The sequence below is a fragment of the Bradyrhizobium sp. 191 genome, assembly GCF_023100985.1.
Taxonomy (GTDB): domain Bacteria; phylum Pseudomonadota; class Alphaproteobacteria; order Rhizobiales; family Xanthobacteraceae; genus Bradyrhizobium; species Bradyrhizobium diversitatis.
Window position 1 is genome coordinate 5,908,228 of the sequence record NZ_CP064692.1, and the last position, 19,023, is coordinate 5,927,250.

Sequence of the window (19,023 nt, forward strand, 5' to 3'; positions counted from 1 at the left end):
TCGGTAAGTGTCATGTCTGAAATCAACACCGCATCCGCCAAAAGCCCCGATGCACGGAGTTCGTCTGTCTTTGGCTCGTCGAAGGAAAGAGTCGATCGTCCCGACTTCGTCCTGACATTTTCCTGTCCGGACCGGACCGGCATTGTTCACGCCGTCTCCGGCTTCCTCGCCACCCATGGATGCAACATCCGAGACAGCGCCCAATTTTCGGATCGCAGCGTCGGCAAACTTTTCATGCGCATCTCGTTCGACGCGCTTGATAACATCGCAACCTCACGCTTACAGTCGGAGTTTGCCGATGTCGGAAAGTTGTTTGACATGACGTGGCAACTGCATGATTTCGGGTCGAAGCCACGGCTCATGATTATGGTCTCGCGGGCGGGGCACTGCCTAAACGATCTTCTGTTTAAATATTCTACCGGAATGCTCTATGTCGAGATTCCCTTGATCGTTTCGAATCATAAGGATTTTTGCCGTCTCGCTGCGTCCTACGACATTCCTTTCCATCATCTGCCGATCACCGCCGAGACAAAGCTGGCGCAAGAGGCAAAACTGATGGAGCTGGTCGAGCAGGAACGCATCGATTTGATTGTCTTGGCCCGATACATGCAGGTCTTGTCGGATGGGCTCTGCCAGAAGATGTCCGGCCGGGTCATCAATATCCATCACTCGTTCTTGCCAAGCTTCAAGGGAGCGCGGCCGTATCATCAAGCCCAGGCAAGGGGCGTCAAGCTGATCGGCGCGACGGCCCACTATGTCACGGCGGACCTGGATGAGGGGCCGATCATCGAGCAAGACGTCTTACGCGTTGATCACTCCCTCACGCCCGAGCAACTCTCGGCGGTCGGACGGGATGTCGAGGCGGCGGTATTGACGCGAGCCGTCAAGTTCCACGCGGAGAATCGGGTCCTGTTGAACGGCGATCGCACGGTGGTATTTCGATGAACATTTTGATGCGGTCAAACACGAAATGAGCGCAGTGGTGATCGACGGTGTCGCCGCGGCCAGGCAGCTTCACGCCGTGTTGCGCGGTGCCGTTCTAGATCTCGTGGAGCGGGGGGCGACGCCTGGCCTTGCGGTTGTGCTTGTTGGCGACGATCCTGCGAGCTCGGTTTACGTTCGCAACAAGGTGCGCAGGTCGGTCGAAGCGGGATTGCGCTCGTTCCATCACAGGTTACCCGCCTCAACCAGCGAAAGTGATATTCTGGCGCTGATCCTGCGCCTGAACGCCGCCGAAGACGTTGACGGCATTCTCGTTCAACTACCGCTACCCTCTCACATTGATGCCCAGAAAGTGACTGCCGCCATTGATCCGGCAAAGGACGTTGACGGTTTCCATCCCATTAATGTGGGCAACCTGTCGCTCGGCGCGTCCGCTTTGGTCGCCTGCACGCCACTCGGCTGTATGCTTTTGATCAAGAGCGTCCGTACGGATCTTACCGGGCTTTCTGCAGTCATCGTCGGCCGTTCAAACATAGTCGGGAAGCCGCTGGCACAACTCCTGTTACGGGAAAACTGTACGGTTACTATAGCGCACTCCAAGACCGAGGATCTGCCTTCGGTCTGTCGTCGTGCGGACATCCTGGTTGCCGCGGTCGGACGGGCAAGGTTTGTTCGTGGTGATTGGATCAAGCCTGGTGCAATCGTCATCGACGTCGGCATCAATCGCATCGAACGCGACGGCAATCAGCAATTGGTTGGGGATGTGGATTTCGAGGGCGCGCACACCGTCGCCGGCGCACTGACACCAGTCCCGGGCGGAGTGGGTCCGATGACCATCGCGTGCCTGCTCAGAAATACGATCGAGGCCGCCTGCCGTCGCCGGGGTGTTTCTTCGCCGCTTGCCAACGGCGCGGACTAACCGCCGCAGCGCCCTTCGCCGGGCGCCGACTTTGGTTTAATTGCGCGCGGGACGCGCGCGAGACCGGGATCGCTGGACCTACGGCAATGGCCGACGGCGAGTTCTGTAAAGATCATCTATGTGGCAGCGGAGGATTTTTGGCTCGCATCCGATTTTCATTTGACGTTTTAGGAGGACGACGCGGTTGCCTTTGATCGGCATGGCCGCGTTCGCGTGCGTCTACGGTTGGCGCGGCGCCACGGCTTCGACGCATCCCAAGCCAGACGTCAGCTTGGCTTCGAGTACGTAAAGAAACAACACGATGAAAGTCATCGGCGGCCGATCATCGTGCCCGAGAAGGACCATCAGTCGAGGTCCGATCGCGCCCGTATCCGCTTTCCACCGGATAAGGCTCGATCAGGCGCTGGCAGAAGCCGTGAATTGTCGAACAGGTGATCTCATCAATTGTGTCGCTGGCTATGGACGTGCGCCCGCCTCTGAGCAGAAATGCGCGTGACAGCAAAGAAAATCAACAAGTTAGAAGATATTCCGTTCTGGAGGCCGGTCCCAGGAAGCTTGGTGTCAGGCCGCTAACCTAGGAACCTGGCACTCAATCAATTGCAAGAATCGGTGCTTGCGAGCCCCCGCAACCACCAAACCCGGCGATTCCGGGTTGGCGGCCCCATTCCGCAGGGATCGGGTGTTGCGCCTCCCCGCAACCAACGATTCTTGCGAAAGCAAGGCACCCAAAACCCGGCCTCCGAAAGGATCTCAGGGTTTTTCTTGTTCGCTGCGGGGTGCTTAAACGCGTCGCGGATGTCGACCGCGTCCCCCAGCAGAAAATCGTCCCGTTCGTGCTTGATGCGAATGTCGAGCAGCTTGGAGTACTTGTTCCAGAGCACCTGCACGATCTTCGCCCGAAGGGCATCGGGCCAAGCCGCAATGGCGTCCTGAAAATAGGGCTCAGCGACTGCGACGTCGATATCGCTCATCTTGAGCGCCGCAACGAAGGCCTGCTCGAGGTCGCCTTTGTCGCAGGATCTATCGCTCGCTGGCGCGGATATTCGATCGCGCGAACGATGATGCCGCCCAGATTTGGAGCCTTGCGCTAGATGCCCGAACCAACCCACAAAGCGAATTCGCCACTTCTGACTCAGCGGTAAGAACGCGTCATGTCCGTCACAGTTGTTCCGGGAGCAACCGCTTCGGCAGGCCCGTCAACCAAGCCTGACCGTTAACGCGCTTGTTAGCCCGAAAGGCTACGTCGCGCGGCTGCTTGGCAGCGTCTGCAACCTGGCTAATTGTCACAACTGAATGTGAAGGAAGGATTTCCAGACAACGTCCAGTCGGTCGCTCGAACCATCGCCAACGGAAGTCGAAGGGCCATTGGCCGCTTTGGCAAAGCCGTTCGAAGCCAAGATCGACCGCCCATTGAATGATGCGACCGTGGTTGTCTTGGGCGCTTGTCACATTGAGGATTGCCTCATCCTTGATGAGAAGCGCCGCCGCACCGATCCCGCCGAGAAGGGAAAGAAGCGGAAGGATAAGTGGCTGTTCACCCAGCGGGACGAACCGATATTCTGCATCGCGGGCATCTGGCGCGAGACCAAAGACGTCGGCGAAGCCTTCACCATGCTGACTATGGAGCCCGGACCCGACATCGCGCCATATCACGATCGGCAGATTGAGCTGCTGCTGGTTTGATGGACACCGAGATTAGGTGTTTCATGAAGCCGGAGGTGGGCGATGAAGAGACGGAAGTTCAGTCGCGAGTTCAAGATCGAGGCGGTCAAGCTGGTTAGGGAGCGTGGGGTGTCGGTGGCGCAGGCCGGGCGCGACCTGGATGTCCATGAGAACGTTCTGCGCAAATGGGTGAAAGAGTTCGGCTCCGATCCGGTGCAGGCCTTTCCCGGTCACGGCCAGATGAAGCCGGAGCAGCAGGAGATCGAGCGGCTGCGCCGTGAGGTCGCCAAGCTGAAGGCCGAGCGCGACATCCTAAAAAAGGCCGCAGCCTTCTTCGCGAAGGAAGCGACATGAAGTTCGTCTTCATCGCGAAGCACCGGACGATCTGGCCGGTGGCATGGCTATGCGATGCGCTCGGAGTATCGCGGTCGGGCTTCCATGCCTGGCTCAACCGCTCTCCCAGCGCCAGATCCCGCAGCGACGAGGAGCTCGGCGGCAAGGTCAAGGCCAGCTTCGCCGCCAGCGACCGCACCTATGGCGCACGCCGGGTGTGGCGCGACCTGCTCGCCGAAGGGGCGGATTGTGGCCTGCACCGGATTGAGCGGCTGATGCGGCTGCAAGGCTTGCGGGCGCGGCCGCGACGTCGACGCTTGCCGAAGGACAGCGGCGATCGACAGCTTGAGACCGTACCGGCGAACCTCCTTGACCGGCAGTTCGCCGCCGAGCGTCCGAACCAGAAATGGATCGCCGACTTCACCTATCTCTGGACGGCCGAAGGCTGGCTCTATGTGGCGGCGGTGATCGACCTGTTCTCGCGCCGGGTGGTGGGCTGGTCGATGAGTGCCGCCATGACCGCACAGCTCGTGACGGACGCATTGTTGATGGCCGTCTGGCGACGCGGCAAGCCGGATGCGCTGTTGCATCACTCCGACCAGGGCAGCCAGTACACAAGCGAGCAGTTCCAGCGCCTGATGGCCGACCACGGCATCGTTTGCAGCATGAGCCGATCCGGCAACGTCTGGGACAACGCGGCGATGGAAAGCTTCTTCTCCTCGCTCAAGACCGAGCGTACGGAAAGCAAAACCTACAGGACCAGAGACGAGGCACGAGCCGATGTGTTCGACTACATCGAAAGATTCTACAACACCACCCGCAGGCACTCGACCATCGGCTATCTCAGCCCGGTTGAGTTCGAGCGCAAGGTAGGATTAGCTTAACCCGGTGTCCATCAAACCGGCAGCAGCTCAGATTGTCATCCTTGAACGTGGCGCCTGGGCCGATTGGCTTGATCCCTCCGTGCCGGCGCAGTCGCTCATCCGGCCGCTGCCGGCCGGCTCATTGCTCGTTGAACAGGTTGGCTGAGCGGGTGCTAGGGCTGGGGCCGCCGGACCAGCACTGAGAAAGACTAGCAGTCGGCGAGGGCGTCGCGATAGACCGGTGGCCTTAAAGAGCGGGTTCAACGCCGCCATCTTCGCCAAGAGTAGAACTATCTGAGCCAGACGAGACCCATTTGGGAGGTGGACCACTAGGGAACGTCCATTCGCGCCCCGTTTTCTCCTTCAACTTCTCAAGTTGCACGTGAAGCCGACGGAACATTAGGCCGTCAAGAAATACAACGAGAGGCTCCCATTCGAGGGCGCCCCCTACATGGAAGCCCATGTTGAAATTGACGCTGATGTCGAACTTCCCACCTTCGAAACCGATCTCTAGATTTCCGGTTATTGAGTCGTGGCCGACGTTGTGAGCATAGCGTTTATTGCGAAGTTCAATGATCCTGTCATGCACGGGGCGAAGCTCGACGGGTAGCGCGCTGCGCGAAACGCCGCTGCCGATGCCACCGTCGATGAGACGAGCATATGTCGTTACGAACGCCAGGGTCAGCATGTCGTTCTCAAGCGCCCACTCCATCGTCGCTTCGAACCTGGTGGAGGCAAGCCGATGCTGGATGTAGCGAAGGCTGGCCATAGTCGGGAACGCATGGACGATGCGATTTAAGATCCTTAGATTGTCATCTGCTGCCTCCAGAACGCCTTGTCCCTCTTCTTTGAGCGCATAGAGGTGTTGCTGCCATTCTTCGGGTAGATATTTGATAGCCTCCTCGGGGAACACGACGTATTCCTGCGTCTCTTCTGGTTCTTCCACGTCGCTATCCTTTTAGCTCTGCACGATCGAAGCCCATCTGGGCCGCTCGTATTGTCCACAATAACCAGGGGCGGAGCGCGTTCCGCCTTCATCGATGAGCTTATCTACATGCTAGACCTTTGGCTGGCGCACCCAGCCTTCGTTTAGCTTTTCAAGCACCTTTTCGAGCCAGTTCTCGTACCAGTACCAAGCCTTTGCAACGCTGACTCCGTATCCCTTCGCCGGATTTCTTGCGTCTAGCTGCTCCGAGAGCTTCGTGTGGTCGTGCATATTGAAGGTCGGAAATCCAGCCGCCTTCGCTTTTTCGGCTATGTGGCTGGGCAAGTATTTCGGACGCTCGACTTCCTTGAGAAGAACGCGTTCGACCGCCTCTGCTTCAGGCGATCCGGGCTTGATAAATTCGACTGCCAGGTCTGATTTCGTTGCTTTCCCGCTCACCTTTGGAACGAACGCGACGCGATAGCGGAACTTTGGATCTTTCTGCTCGTCGTCGGTGAGAGTGTTGTGGAAGGTAGCCGTGCAGGATCATCATCCATTGAAGGATTTGATCCTGATGCCCGCGCCCGCGTTGCCGCAGTTCACCAATGATCTTGTTGAAGTACCGTCCCTGGATGCTGCCATCGTGGATATCGGCGCCGCGGAACGCCGTGGAGATCGTCTCCAAGAGCCACAAGAAGGCTTCGATGAACAGTGGTGCGTTCGTTGCCGCTTTGCCCATCGCCGTAGTAAGGTCCTCAACGGCGAAGCGCTCGTTGAAGCTGGGATAGTATTGGACGTTCGCAGCGGCAGCAAACCGCGCTTTGAAATGCTCGAGGATCGCTTTGCGCTGACCCTGGCCGCTGATGCGATTGATGAGATCGAGGAATCCCGCCTCAACATCGCCTTCAATTGGGCCAGGGCTATCAAATCGCCAGCGGTTGTCGAACGTCAATATTGGCGAACCTTGTCGTGCAATTAGCGCTTCGCGGTCAGCGCTCAATTTCCTTTTGAGGCGCCCGCGACGTTCGCCGGGCTTTCGGCCGGATAATCGACCCCGGAGACGTAAAGCGTCACGGCGTCGCCCTCGATGAAGATGCAGTCGGCGTCATTGGAGATGAACCCGGCGAGAGCGTTTCGTCCTCCTCTCATGCGACCATGCGCGGTGTTGAACGCTACGTTTTCGCCAATGACATAGCCGTATCGGACATAGTCCGAGCCGTAGAGCCCGTCTGCACCCTTCGGATAATTGGCGAACTTCACGATGTTGTATTGCGGTTTCAGAAGGCTGACGAACGCCTTCTCGGCGTCGGCGACGATCCGTTTCTGATCGTAGGCGCCGCTGAAATCTTCGCCCTCAAAGTCGTGGTCCAGCTCGAACGTCGTCATGATCAAAGGCTGTACATTGAACATGAACAGGTAGATTTCGTCGGTGACGCGTGCCCCGGGATATCGTTGTGGTTCGTTGGAGAGTATCTCCATGCGAGCTTTGTGGCCGTGGCGGATCAGACGATCGAAGCTGTCGCCCACCTTGGCGATGCCGACATAAAGAAGGTCATACGTCGCCGCTTCGCGATAGCGTTCGAAGCCCTCAATTCCAGCTCTGCCTCTGGAGCGGTCCCAAAGAAGCTTCTCGGTCGTGAACCATTCGAGAAGGTTAGATCCCTCTTCGCCAATCGGACCATCCCAGACCCGTATCATTTTTTCGCCCGCCTCAACCAGATAAGAGTCGATTTGGGCAGCGGACACGCCCGGCAAGTCTTTGAGGCGCAGCTTCACATCATCAGCGAAGCTATCGCCGACGACGAACGTGAACGTGATCTCGTGGGTGTCCGGGTCGATAACAATGTCCTGATACCGCGCCTCAGCACGTGCCGCGATCATGTAGAAGTCGCTCTGCCGCAGAAGCGCTTCGACCGCGGGGTCGCTCTGCATCCAAACCGCCTCCTGATTGGAGATCGGAGGGTACACAGTCTCGATCACCGTCAGCTTGGACTTAATACTGGTTGCCGTGCCGCTCATGTTTCAGGCCTTGCGCCTGGTCCGAGGAGCATCGTCCGGCGAAGCCCCGACATCGCCGAGATGTTGTAGACGGAGTGCGCGGCGGCTCGGCAGCTTGACGACAAGTTCCAATTTTCCGCCGACTGCCTCGACATAGCTGCGCAACGTAGAGAGATACATATCGGCTTGTTTCTCGATCTTGGACACCGAGGGCTGTTTGATGTTAAGCGCCGTGGCGATGTCGGCCTGGGCCTTCCCTGCAAGCTGGCGGAGCTCACGCAGACCTTCGACCTCCTGCTTTACCTCCTGATAGCGAGCTTCGATCCCCTTCTGCCGTTCGGGGGGCAAGTCGGCGATAATCTGGTTTAGGCTACGGCCCATTCTATCTTCCCTTCCTTCCGGCATTCAGGCTCTCCAGATGTGCGGAAAACCGTGAATCCGCTTTTGCGAGAAGCCGCTTGTAGAAGCGTTTCTGACCGCCTCCAGATTTGTCTCCGGCTACAAGCACGATCGCCTTCCTCTCGGGGTCGAACGCGAAAGCGGCGCGCCACCCGCCATTCGACGCCTCGAAACAAAGCTCCTTCATGTTGGTGTGCTTCGAGCCTTTGAGCGTATCTGCATATGGCCGGCCGAGCTGCGGGCCGTAGTCGGCAAGCAGCTTGGCGACGGCCAGCAAGGAGTCCTGCTTGGACGGCTCAAAGGCAAGAAACTCCGCCTCAAAGGCATCGTGAAATACGACGTCCCAAGTCATCTATATAGCTTCTAAGCTATGTCCGGTCAACGGGAAGGATGCGCCGCGGCTCCGGCGAGGCCGTCGTCACGCTGCGGCAACTTCCGCCAAGGCGTCGACGTCATTGACGGCGTAGCGCACCCATTTCCCGAACTTTAGGAAGACCGGCCACCACCGAGTGGGCGGTAGGACTCCCCCAAAGCAGGAAAGCTCCTGCATTGCGGGCATCATGCCGTGAGGGCATGGAATAGGGATTAGGAGCGGCCTGGCTCGCCGTTCAGTCCCGCTTGGCACGAGGGATCACCATGGTGCACGCTGGAGCACCTCTGGGCTTTGAGGGCGCAAAGCCGCACCACTTAGGTACTTTGTCGGTCATGCGACCTCCAACGTCTACGCTGCGCGCCGGCCGAGGCGTTCGTGCTCGGCGACCGTGGGCTGCGGCATCAGTTACTTGTCGGTTTCATTTCCGACCCAGACAATCTCTCCGCTGGTGAGGTAGACAACCGCGCCCCGATTGGCATGGGTCGCCGACAGATAGTCGAGCAGCTGTTGCGCGTGTGCCTTGCGAACGGCGAGTGTCGGTTTGACATCCGATTTCCAGTCAATTGCGGCGTCGACCCCCTGGTCGCTGATGGCCAAAGCATCGGCGCGCCCCGCGACAAGAACGTGCCCATCAATCGCCCAGACCGGAATCTCAGGTACGAGATGAGGCCGCAGTTTAGAAATTTCGGGCAAAGCAAACGCACGAAGCGCAGCCGCCGCCATTTCGTTGGGATCTGGCCGCGTTCGATCATCCTCTGCGCTAGGCGTTAGCTGATCGAGCAGGAAGCGGGCGCGCGCGACGCTCGCCGCCAGTTCATCCGCGAGCTCGCCCGTCAGGAGTTCCTCCATAAGCTTATGCAGGATCACGCCGCGGCGAGCGCCAGCGCCTGCAATTTCGAAACGCTCCGCCTGGCTCTCCAAGGTGATCACGCCATCAAGAGAACCGCCAAGACGATCACCGTCATGTTCGCTCGGTTTGCGCCAGACAAGAGGCGGCGAGCTGTCCTCGACGAAGCGCTGTTCCGTCGCAAAAATTTCAGCGGATTGCTCATTCGGCTGCGAGGCGCCAGAACGGCCCGCTACCGGAGTGAAGGAGGAAAGATCGAGTTCTGGGACCTCAAGTTGACGAAGATCGACGGAGCTGAACCACGAATCCTTTGACGCTTGGGGGATGTGGGGAAGGATCAAAATGTTTCGCGCCCGTGTGCTCGCTACGTACCAAATTCGCTCGCGCTGATTGGCGTCTTCGAGGCTTTCCGCCGCGCGTGCGGCTGCCAGCTCCGGGGGCGCGACTCCACCGATCATCCAATGCAGGCTGTTGTCCGATTGCCTATGAACGAACTGTTCCGGCCGATAGAGCTCGGTCGTCGAATTGATCGGAATGACCACTGGCCATTCCAACCCTTTTGCACTGTCTATTGTGACAATCTCGACCGCATGCTCCGCGGCGTCGATGCGTCCCTCCGGTGCTCTGGCCTTGCGCTCCCAGTCAGATTGGAGATCGCGGACGAATGCGCGCAGGCCGGCAACTCCGTAGCTGCTAGCTTTTTCGATCAGCGCATCCAGGTTGGCGAGGGCTCGCGCGTTCCGGTTGCCATGACGCGCCGCGATGATGACGCGGGCGTTCAGGCGCTCGATGGCCTCAGCGAGGAGCAGGCTTGGGGTGACAACGGCCGCTTTGCGCCGCAGGCTCTGCAGCAGCATGAGGACGTCCTTTGCCAACGGATGCTGCACCAAGTCGGGGTCTGTGAGCACCGTGAAGAAGGTTGGACCCGTCCCATCCGCAGAGAGGGCGGCGGTAATGTCGAGCAGTTCCTGCTCGCTGAGCCCAACCAGCGGACCACGCATGAATGCGCCGAAGGCGAACGTGTCCGAGGAATCTGCCAGCAGCCTCACGAGTGCCAGGACATCCTGCGTTTCCTGCCGTCGCATCAAGGTCTGGCCGGCTTGCGATGAAACCGCGAGGCCTCGCTGTTCGAGGGCTCGTTCATAACGCCAGAGTTCAGTATGACCGGGTGATAGAAGCGCGATGTCGCCGGCCTTCAAGGGCGTGTGGGTGTTGTCGGCCCGCAGAATCGGCAGGTTTCCGACCAATGCTGCGCAGATATCGGCGACCCTTTCCGCTTCGGCCTCCCGAAACATCTCCGCGTAAATACGCTCGGCGGTAGCGATTTCGATCGTGGAACGTGCCACGCTCGGCAGGGGCTGCGACACGTCGGACAGTGTTGGGGCAAGAGCGACATATCGAGGCTGAGAAGGCTTCGCAAAAACCGGCTCGAAGCATGCATTTACGTGATGGATGATCGGGCTAAGCGATCGGAAATTCGCCGTGACCTCTCGATAACTGCTCCGCCATCCTGGCCTTGGATCAGCCTGCTGCAAAGTTCGTAAGCTTCGATATCGGCACCGCGAAAGCGATAGATCGCCTGCTTCGGATCGCCGACGAGGAAAAGCGCTCCAGCGCGCAGCCGCGCGGTCTCCCAATGCGTTGGGCGTTCGGCGACTGCAGCAATCGAGAACAGAATCTCACTTTGAATGCGGTCCGTGTCCTGGAACTCGTCGACCAGAATATACCGATAGCGCCGGCCAACCGCCTGTCGAACGTCTTCGTGTGAGCGCACAAGCGACTGAACGTGAACTATCAGATCGTCGAAATCCAAAATCGCCGCCGCGCGTTTGCGAGCGCGATAGCTCTCCAGAAGTTGGTCAAGCGAGCTTGATAGCGAACAGACGAGAGTGCTCGCGATGTGCCCAATGAGCTGGTTCCACGTGTCGTTGACCGCTTCGAACAGCGCCCGTCCTGAGTCGTCGCCAACATCATTCTTATGAGCGCCAAAACCGCGGGCGGCCTCGTCATACGTCTTGAGCTGCAATCCCTTCCGTCCAAACAACCGGCCCGATCCCCGATCGCAGAGTTGCCACAACGAGCGAAAATCCGGATCGCCGGCGAAGCAGCCTTGGTAGCGTAGCGCCAGCCTCCCGAGTTCCTGTGCGATTTCTCGTGCCCATGCCTCGTCCCCGATGCTTGCTCTCCATCGCTCGAAGTCGTCGACAGCCTGGACGAAGTCGATGTCGGGTCGCAGATCTCGGGGCGGAGCGATCGGCTCAGCTTCGGGGTGCTTGCGCCTCAGGAATGCAAGTTCACGGACGAGGTCGACCACCTGAAGCGGAATTTGCTCTGCTAAGACAACGATCGGATCGTCCTCTGAGGCGTCAGTTGCGAGCCGGCGTGAGAACCACGCTGATAATTCTGCCATGAACAAATTGTCGGCGACGATCGCGTCGGCGACGCGAGCGCCAGGATCAAGGCCTGCCTGGACGCCATGGCTGCGAATGATTGCCTGACAAAGCCCGTGGATGGTGGTCGCAGTCAACTCGTCGAGTTGCGCGGATGCGGCAATGAGCGCGTTGCGTTGCTGGTCCGACAGCCCCTGCGGAATGACCGCCTTTAGGAACGCCGGAACCACGCCCGTCAGCAGGAGGTCGACGGTTTCTCGAATTCGCGCGGCAAGTTGGCTTGCCGCCAACTCCGTAAAGGTGATTGCGGCGATCTCTTCGGGGCGGTGCCCTGCGGCGAGCATCATCGCCACGCGCCCGGCCATGAGCGACGTCTTCCCGGTTCCCGCAGCCGCTTCCACCAGCAGGATCGACGAGAAGTCTGTCATTGCCCGGCAACGGTTGTCCTGATCGACGAGCGTCATGTCGCGGCGCTCCAGAGCTTGTAGAGCTGCTGGTTGGCTGCGCGGAACTCCGAGGCCTTGCGACGAAGATAGCTTTCGCGATCCGCTGGGAGCGCAAGACGCATGTCGTCATAGAAGGCGTCTTTCTCCCAGCATGGCGCAAGCCGTCCGCTGCGCAAGATTGTCGTTGCCGCCGACAGGTAGCCGGTTGCGTGCATGATTGCGTCGTCGAGTTCGTCTCCCTTGAGCTCGAACGTTGCCGGGTCATCCGCCAAATAGACCAGACGTGCGACCACTGTTCTCACCTCAGGCAGTAGGGCCCGCACGGCAATTGCGTAGAGCACCCGTTGCAGCTCGCGCCCTTGTCCAAGAATGATGCGTTGAGCTTTCGGAGGCGGCTTGATGCTCTTGTAATCTGTGATCCTCGCGGCGTCGCCAGTCGCCCGAATATCTAATCGGTCCATCCGGCCACCGAAGATCAAGCCGGTCGGCTCGATCGGAACGGCCGACCTTGCGTTCCACGGCACTTGTCCCGATACCAAATCAATCTGGCCGAATGGAACCTCGGTCCAGCTTCGCGTGTCGGATCGTACCAGATCGTCGGAGGCAAGGCCTTTCGCCGTCCTGCGCGCCGCTTCCTTCACCGTGTGAAGCCAAAGGATCGGCGGCGGGACGGATCGTTGCAATGGCCATGAGGTAAGGACGGCCGCTGAAGCGCCTTCGATTGCTGCCTCGATTTCGTTGGCGCTTGCGCGCGCAAATCCCGGCGCGGGCTCAAGCGCTGAGATCGCACCGCTGATCAACTCGTGTACCAGTTCTCCAAACGACGTCGGATCGAGTTTCAACGGTTCGGGCTCTTGGCGAGCCGAGCGCCAGCCCAATGCATATCGCCAAACGAATCCGAGTGGGTCACGCAGCAAGCGCTGCAATGAGGTCGTCGACTGGACCCGCACAAGGGCGGCCTCGATCGCTGGGTGATTGGCGTCCGACAATCCGTCATGTGCGGTGAGATCCGCACGCCACTGCCAGTTTCGCCAGCAGAGTTGAGCCTGCCGCACATGAGCGAGCTGTCCGGCGTCGCGGGCGCGCGCCAACAACCGGTCGGCTTCGCTGAAGGCGGATTCTGGCACGCGGTCGCGTTTGTGAACGACCGTGTCTCCGGGCCATAAGGTGCTTGGCGATAGCTGGCTGCCTCTGGCGTTTCGCTGAGCGCGCGACAAGACCAGTTGCTCGCGTGTTTGTGCCCTTATGATCTCGAAATGAAGGCGGTCTCGCTGGGCGGTGCTGACCGGATGCAGCTTGCGGCGCTCGAGCAGATGATTCGGGATGAGGGGATCGTCATGGTCCGATCGTGGCCAGGATCGGCTGGTGAAGCCAAGCAGACGTGTGAACGGTCGCGGACACGACACCAACTGCGATGCCGGACACCAGACAACGCTATTGGCAGGTTCGCGTTGATCCGCGACCCGCAATGATTGGAGTGACAGCGCAATTGCATGCGGCGGGGCGCTTCGCAGTGCCTCGTCCCACATCGTCAGGGCGGCGCCGCTCAACAGCCGCGTGCCGGCTTCGCTTCCAGCCTCTGGTCCCCGGGCGAGGAGATCGAGGATCGGCAGAAGAGTTTGCTCGACAAGCTCGGCCGTGGCCCGCCGTGGCTTGGCCGCGGTGAGCGCTTCGCGCCATTGATCAAGTGTCCGTAGCGCTGCCCCTCTCGGAATGCCGGCGAACCAATCTTCGGGAAGTGAGCTGGCGAACGGCCGCGACGGAAGGCGCCGGAGCAGCCGCCAGACGCGGTCCTGGCTGAGACCATTGCTTAGAATATCCGCGAGGGCAGCGCAGGTCTGACCGTCCGCTGTGCTCAACGCCGGCACGCCATGAGAAAAATGGACCGGCAGTGCCGCACTTCTCGCGTAGGCAAGAAAGTGATCGTCCCAATCTTGCGTCGAGGTCGCGGCGATTGCGATGTCCTGTGCCTTGACCTGGCCCGTCGATAGCAGTTGCCTAGCCCATCTCAGCGCTTCTACGACCTCTGATTTCGGATCTGCGCTCGCTTCGGCGGAAATATGTGTAGGTCCAGGGGATGCGCTCTTGCGGATCGCGCCACCGAACCAAGGCTGCTCAACACCGTCCGGCATATCCCAGGATAGGTCGGTCACGCGTGTGATTGCATTGAGAAGGGGACGCCAAACCGGATCAACCTCGACGATGCCGGCAAGTGTGACGGTGCCCACAAGGGTGCGGGTGTAATCAGCGCGTTTGACGGCGGCGTCGCGAAGGTCGCGGGGCAGCAGATGGATAGCTGGTAGGCTCTCGCGGATTCGCGCCTCAATCAGAGCAAGGTCGTGGAACCGCACGGCTTCGTGGGCGAGTGAGGCTAAATCCAAGTCCGAGCGCCAGACGGAATCGAGCGATTGAAGGACCGCCCGTGGCATGCCTGGCAAGCCCGCAATGCCGGCAATATCTCGAAAACCGCCAGCAGCAAGTGCTGCCTGAATCGCCGGGTAAAGAACATCGGTTCCCGCGGGCGTTGTAAACCCGCCGGCAAGGCGACCGGCGAGAAGGGGGAGCGTCAGGATTTCGCGGCCGATGGCACCGCTCATGGCTGCTGTAGCGCGAGCACTGCGTAAAGCGAGCAAACCGTCGACGATGTGGGCGGAGCGAGTGATCATTTGCCTACGTTACGCTATTGTCGGTCGAGTCTCGCTTGTTGCTCAGACTCGCGGTCTACCGAAATGTTGGGCTAATAAAGACATATAATCCTGGGGGGTGTAATGCGTCTAAGCAAGTTGAGCATAAGAAACTTCAGAAACTTTCAATCTATCGATATTCCGCTAGCTGGCAATGTCGTGTTGCTTGGGCAGAATAGAGTCGGAAAAAGCAATCTGCTGTTTGCAATCCAGCTCATACTCGATCCGACCCTCCCTGACTCGGCCAGGCAGCTGAAGCTGACCGACTTCTGGGATGGAGGGCCGGCTGATTTCAGTGCGCCGATCGAGGTACATCTGGAGCTTTCAGATTTCGCGACGGATATGGCCCTAACCGCGATTCTGACTGATTTCCGCGCGTCACATGATCCAACGATCGCGCAACTCAGCTACGTCTTCCGCAAGAAGCCCGAGGTTACCGGTGCTCCACAATCCAGTGCCGATTGTGAGTTCTTCGTTTTCGGAGGCGGCGACGAAACCCGCTCGCTTCCCAGTAGGGTCCGACGCCGCATCGCGATCGAATTGCTGGACGCTTTGCGAGATGCTGAAGGGCAGTTGGGGAACTGGCGTAGTTCGCCATTGCGCCCTCTGCTCGAGGATGCCGTTTCCGGGATCAGCCGCACGGACATCGACGCCGTAGCTGCCGAGCTCGACAAGGCGACCAAGACGCTCGAAACGTTTCCGACGATCAATACGCTGGAAGACGAGTTGCGGTCGGGCATCCTCCATCTTTCCGGAAAAGCGCATGACATCGATGCTCGCCTGAGATTTGCGCCAACCGACCCGCTGCGCCTGTTTAGGGCGATTGCGATGTTCATCGACAACGGAAAGCGTGGCATTGGGGATGCCAGTCTGGGATCGGCCAACGTGGCGTTGCTCGCTCTGAAGCTCGCGGAATTTTCATGGCGCCGCAAGAAGAACGAACGAAACTTCTCGCTCCTGTGCATCGAGGAGCCCGAGGCGCATCTTCACCCGCAACTCCAGCGATCTGTCTTCAAGAAGCTCCTGGGCAGTGTCGACGCCTCGCAGGCCATGATCGTCACCAGCCATTCGCCGACTTTGGCCGCCGTCACCCCGTTGCGATCAATCGTGCAGTTGAAGAGGCAGGCGGGCTCGACCCAGGCGTTCTCGCTGGCGAACCTGCCGGTAACTTCGGACGAGATCGACGATCTTGAAACCTACCTCAATGCGACACGCGCCGAGTTGCTGTTCGCCCGAGGCGTCATTTTTATCGAAGGCGACGCAGAGGAGGCGCTCTTGCCCATCTTCGCCTCATCACTCGGCCATTCGTTGGACGAGCTCGGGATCTCGGTCTGCAACGTCGGCGGGGTCAACTTCCGCCCCTACGTGAAGCTCGCTGAAGCACTGAAGCTTCCTTACAGTGTGATCACCGACTGGGACCCTCTCGATGGAACGAAGCCTCCTCTGGGAAAGAAGCGGACCCTCGATCTCTGGCAGGACATGCTTGCGGTTCGTGGCCAGCCTCTCCTGACGACCGCGCAACTGGCGCCGTGGGAAGCAATGGACCATGCCGCGTTCAGCGCGGGCGCTACAAAATCCAGCATTTTTCTCAACGAACAGACCTTCGAGGTCTCTATTGCGAACACGCCGACATTGCTGAACCCGCTGCTCGATATCCTGAGTGAGCAGGACTTCGGCTCCGTGCGCAGTCGGCGCATCGCTGCTTGGCGAGCTGGTACGGCAGTCGATGCCGCACAATTGCTTGCAATGATCGCAGATACTGGCAAGGGCAGGCTCGGCGCGCGCCTTTCGAAGAAAGCCGTTGGTCTCAAGCCACCTACTTATATCGAAGGCGCAATCAACACGGTCGTTGGACTGGTTGCGCATGTCTAGTGATCGCGCGCTTCGTCAGGCCCTGGCTGAGCTCCAAGCGAACCCGGAACAGTCGGCCGCTGTCATTGAAACCGGGCATTGTATCGTGCTGGCCGGGCCCGGAAGTGGGAAGTCCAAAACCCTGACGACGGCTATGGCGCGGGTTTTGGCGCAAGACGTGGTCGAACCGCGAGGCGTCGCCTGTATCACCTACAATAACGAGTGTGCGATCGAACTCGAAACTCGTCTTGCCCGCCTCGGCGTCACTCCTGGAGAGCGCGCCTTCATCGGGACGGTGCATGGCTTTGCGCTGAGCCAGGTGATCGGTCCTTATGTCCGCTGCGTGCCCACGGGCCTTCCTCCTAACTTCAGGCTCGCGACGCGATTGGAAGCGAGAGCTGCCGTGGAGGTGGCGTACCGGAACGCCATCAACGGCACCGACGATCCCCACCGGCGGTGGGAGTTCGCGTCCGAGAAGCGCAAGCGCGATGTTGATCGCTCGCGGCCCGAGTGGCGTGGGCGCAGTCCCGAACTGGCGGCTTTCATCGAGGCCTATGAGGTGGAACTGCGCCGACAGGGCTTGCTTGATTTCGACGATATGCCGCTTCTCGCCTACCGCATGATCAGGGAACATGTCTGGATCCGTGAGGCTCTCCACGCACGGTTCCCAGTGCTGTTTGTGGACGAATATCAGGATCTCGGCCACGCATTGCATGAACTCGTTCTGCTCTTGTGTTTTGAGGGGGGAATCCGGCTTTTCGCCGTTGGCGATGCCGACCAGTCAATCTATGCCTTTGCCGGTGCCAATCCTGAACTGCTCGAAAGCCTGACGCGGCGCGCCGGTGTGCGGACCATCAGACTGCGCTTCAATTATCGGTCGGGCGGAAAAATCATTCGCGCTTCTTTGGGCGCGCTTGGCGAAGAGCGCGATTACCGCGGTGTCGACGGGGCCCCCGAAGGGGACCTGAACTTTTGGCACGTCCCGCATGGTCATGACTCGCAGGCCCAAGCCATTGCCGTCACGATCATCCCAAAGCTCATCGAACAAGGGTTTGAGCTCGGGCAAATCGCGGTTCTCTATCGAGCGGCGTGGCTCGGCGACAAGGTCGCGCATGCGCTGAAAGAAGCCAATATTCCCTTCGTCCGAACAGACACCAACGCCCTCGTCAGAAGAAACTCGCGCCTCGCGCGCTTCATTGAGGATTGTGCTCGTTGGGTGACCGGGGGATGGAGAGACGCTGATCCACCTTATGCGCGGGTTCTGTCGCAGGCTATTGCGCTCGTATTCGGGCGGCATGCCAGCGAACGCGAGCATCAGGATTTGTCCGCGCAGCTTATGACATTCCTCAATGCCTCGATCGGGAGGCAGGAGACAACGCATGCGTGGCTGGAGCGCTTTCATCGAGAAATCGTCACGCCTTGGCGCGACGTTGCCCGAAATTCGGAAGTAGAATGGCACATCTGCGACGAAATGATCACCAACACAGATCCGACGCGAGATCTCGATCTTTCACTCGCTCACTTCGCGGGGCGTGTCGAAGGAGCGGGACGCGTAAATCTCAGCACCCTACATAGCGCCAAGGGCAGGGAGTTCGACGCCGTCATCATGTATGGTGTCAACGCCAGCGACATCCCGAGCGAACGCGACAGCCGCACCCCCGCAGGGCTTCGCGAAGCAAGGCGGCTGTTCTACGTCGGTGTGACGCGGCCGAAGAAGCACCTCAGCCTAGTGTATCAAGAGCACCACCACTCGCCGTGGGTCCTCGAACTCTACCAGAGAAGCCAGCGGGACTAGGAACGCCTCACAGGATGGGCCACGCGCCAAAAAAGAGAGGAAAAGTGAAGAAATATCATATTGATCTCAGCGAGAGCGAAGCCGAGCTTCTTCAAAGGATCGATCTTCGCGTTTCGCACCACGATCATGCTGACGGGCATGCGGCTTACAACGCCAACAAAGAGCCCATTCTGGCGCGCTTGGGTTCGTTGAGCGAGCGCAAGGCGGTGCCGTTACAAAGACTGAACTATTGGAGTGATCCTCGGTACAATTTTGGTCGGGTCAAGGCTTCTCGAAAAGGGCTATTCGAGCGCAACGGGTGCACGGGATCCGAGATTTACACGCACCCTCATTTTATTCCGTATCTGAGATATTTCTTGTTCGGTCCTGAACTTCCCGATGACGTCATCGCGAAATTCGAGGCAAAGGTCGGTAATCCAGAATGGGTGACATCGAGCGATGTCGTGACAATCGGGAAATTTGCTAGGGATTTGACAAGGGAGCATCACCTCGATGTTTCCGACGCGCCGGAAGAGTTCTTCAAGCTATGCCTTGATATGGGCTTGAGCCTTAGCACCGCAGAGAGCGTCATGCGGTCGGTACGACAGGTTCGCTAA

General features: G+C 59.3%; 16 protein-coding genes and 2 pseudogenes. 9 read left to right on the forward strand and 9 right to left on the reverse strand.

The annotated features are described in order from the left end of the window. The first annotated feature begins 12 nt into the window (after positions 1-12). Positions 13-945 (forward strand): formyltetrahydrofolate deformylase, encoded by a 933-nt coding sequence (gene purU / locus IVB23_RS27575; protein ID WP_247800700.1) that lies wholly within the window; start codon positions 13-15, stop codon positions 943-945. Between the two features lie 25 nt (positions 946-970). After that, positions 971-1,861: a bifunctional methylenetetrahydrofolate dehydrogenase/methenyltetrahydrofolate cyclohydrolase FolD gene (gene folD, locus IVB23_RS27580; RefSeq protein ID WP_247800701.1), complete on the forward strand. Its 891-nt coding sequence runs from the start codon at positions 971-973 to the stop codon at positions 1,859-1,861. A gap of 593 nt (positions 1,862-2,454) precedes the next feature. Here the strand turns inward: folD and IVB23_RS27585 are convergent. Then, positions 2,455-2,832, reverse strand: a complete 378-nt coding sequence (locus tag IVB23_RS27585) for a hypothetical protein (RefSeq protein WP_247800702.1) — start codon at positions 2,830-2,832, stop codon at positions 2,455-2,457. A gap of 517 nt (positions 2,833-3,349) precedes the next feature. On the opposite strand from IVB23_RS27585, the pseudogene IVB23_RS27590 reads away from it, so the two are divergent. The 3 genes and pseudogenes from IVB23_RS27590 to IVB23_RS27600 all read left to right on the forward strand — a co-directional run. Beyond that, a pseudogene (locus IVB23_RS27590) lies at positions 3,350-3,535 on the forward strand (SOS response-associated peptidase family protein); the annotation flags it as partial. Positions 3,536-3,586: 51 nt separating this feature from the next. Next, positions 3,587-4,740, forward strand: a protein-coding gene (locus IVB23_RS27595) for an IS3 family transposase (RefSeq protein WP_247800703.1) whose coding sequence is annotated in 2 segments (ribosomal slippage) — positions 3,587-3,836 and positions 3,836-4,740 — 1,155 coding nt in all. Because the reading frame shifts where the segments join, the coding sequence is not laid out codon by codon here. A 28-nt stretch (positions 4,741-4,768) separates the two neighbouring features. Continuing rightward, positions 4,769-4,885: pseudogene (locus tag IVB23_RS27600) on the forward strand (SOS response-associated peptidase); the annotation flags it as partial. A gap of 81 nt (positions 4,886-4,966) precedes the next feature. Here IVB23_RS27600 and IVB23_RS27605 read toward each other — a convergent pair. Together IVB23_RS27605 and IVB23_RS27610 are read right to left on the reverse strand one after the other, a co-directional pair. Continuing rightward, positions 4,967-5,665 (reverse strand): hypothetical protein, encoded by a 699-nt coding sequence (locus IVB23_RS27605; RefSeq protein ID WP_247800704.1) that lies wholly within the window; start codon positions 5,663-5,665, stop codon positions 4,967-4,969. A 111-nt stretch (positions 5,666-5,776) separates the two neighbouring features. Further along, positions 5,777-6,103, reverse strand: coding sequence for a hypothetical protein (locus IVB23_RS27610; RefSeq protein ID WP_247800705.1), 327 nt, complete (start codon positions 6,101-6,103; stop codon positions 5,777-5,779). Positions 6,104-6,182: 79 nt separating this feature from the next. On the opposite strand from IVB23_RS27610, the gene IVB23_RS27615 reads away from it, so the two are divergent. Continuing rightward, positions 6,183-6,623: a hypothetical protein gene (locus tag IVB23_RS27615; RefSeq protein WP_247800706.1), complete on the forward strand. Its 441-nt coding sequence runs from the start codon at positions 6,183-6,185 to the stop codon at positions 6,621-6,623. Between the two features lie 17 nt (positions 6,624-6,640). Here IVB23_RS27615 and IVB23_RS27620 read toward each other — a convergent pair whose 3' ends face one another. The 6 genes from IVB23_RS27620 to IVB23_RS27645 all read right to left on the reverse strand — a co-directional run bounded on the left by IVB23_RS27620 (position 6,641) and on the right by IVB23_RS27645 (position 14,694). Continuing rightward, positions 6,641-7,663 carry a hypothetical protein gene (locus IVB23_RS27620; RefSeq protein ID WP_247800707.1) on the reverse strand — a complete coding sequence of 341 codons (1,023 nt, stop codon included), beginning with the start codon at positions 7,661-7,663 and terminating at the stop codon, positions 6,641-6,643. A gap of 3 nt (positions 7,664-7,666) precedes the next feature. Next, positions 7,667-8,023 carry an XRE family transcriptional regulator gene (locus IVB23_RS27625; RefSeq protein WP_247804974.1) on the reverse strand — a complete coding sequence of 119 codons (357 nt, stop codon included), beginning with the start codon at positions 8,021-8,023 and terminating at the stop codon, positions 7,667-7,669. Position 8,024: 1 nt separating this feature from the next. Next, complete coding sequence (locus IVB23_RS27630; RefSeq protein WP_247800708.1) at positions 8,025-8,393, reverse strand: type II toxin-antitoxin system RelE/ParE family toxin; 369 nt, start codon at positions 8,391-8,393, stop codon at positions 8,025-8,027. A gap of 426 nt (positions 8,394-8,819) precedes the next feature. Continuing rightward, a complete protein-coding gene (locus IVB23_RS27635) occupies positions 8,820-10,796 on the reverse strand; it encodes a 3'-5' exonuclease (RefSeq protein ID WP_247800709.1) in 1,977 nt (658 codons plus the stop codon). Next, on the reverse strand, positions 10,703-12,115 hold the full coding sequence (locus tag IVB23_RS27640; protein WP_247800710.1) for a UvrD-helicase domain-containing protein: 1,413 nt from the start codon (positions 12,113-12,115) through the stop codon (positions 10,703-10,705). Before IVB23_RS27640 ends, IVB23_RS27635 begins: the two co-directional genes overlap by 94 nt. Beyond that, positions 12,112-14,694 carry a PD-(D/E)XK nuclease family protein gene (locus IVB23_RS27645; protein ID WP_247800711.1) on the reverse strand — a complete coding sequence of 861 codons (2,583 nt, stop codon included), beginning with the start codon at positions 14,692-14,694 and terminating at the stop codon, positions 12,112-12,114. Before IVB23_RS27645 ends, IVB23_RS27640 begins: the two co-directional genes overlap by 4 nt. Before the next feature lie 171 nt (positions 14,695-14,865). Between IVB23_RS27645 and IVB23_RS27650 the strand changes: the two genes are divergently transcribed. Genes IVB23_RS27650 through IVB23_RS27660 form a run of 3 tightly spaced genes read left to right on the forward strand, consistent with a single transcriptional unit; the run spans position 14,866 to position 19,023 of the window. After that, entirely contained in the window at positions 14,866-16,653 is a 1,788-nt protein-coding gene (locus IVB23_RS27650) for an AAA family ATPase (protein ID WP_247800712.1), read from the forward strand. Next, positions 16,646-18,427 carry an ATP-dependent helicase gene (locus IVB23_RS27655; RefSeq protein ID WP_247800713.1) on the forward strand — a complete coding sequence of 594 codons (1,782 nt, stop codon included), beginning with the start codon at positions 16,646-16,648 and terminating at the stop codon, positions 18,425-18,427. The genes IVB23_RS27650 and IVB23_RS27655 overlap by 8 nt, the downstream gene beginning before the upstream one ends. A 44-nt stretch (positions 18,428-18,471) precedes the next feature. Further along, entirely contained in the window at positions 18,472-19,023 is a 552-nt protein-coding gene (locus tag IVB23_RS27660) for a hypothetical protein (RefSeq protein WP_247800714.1), read from the forward strand.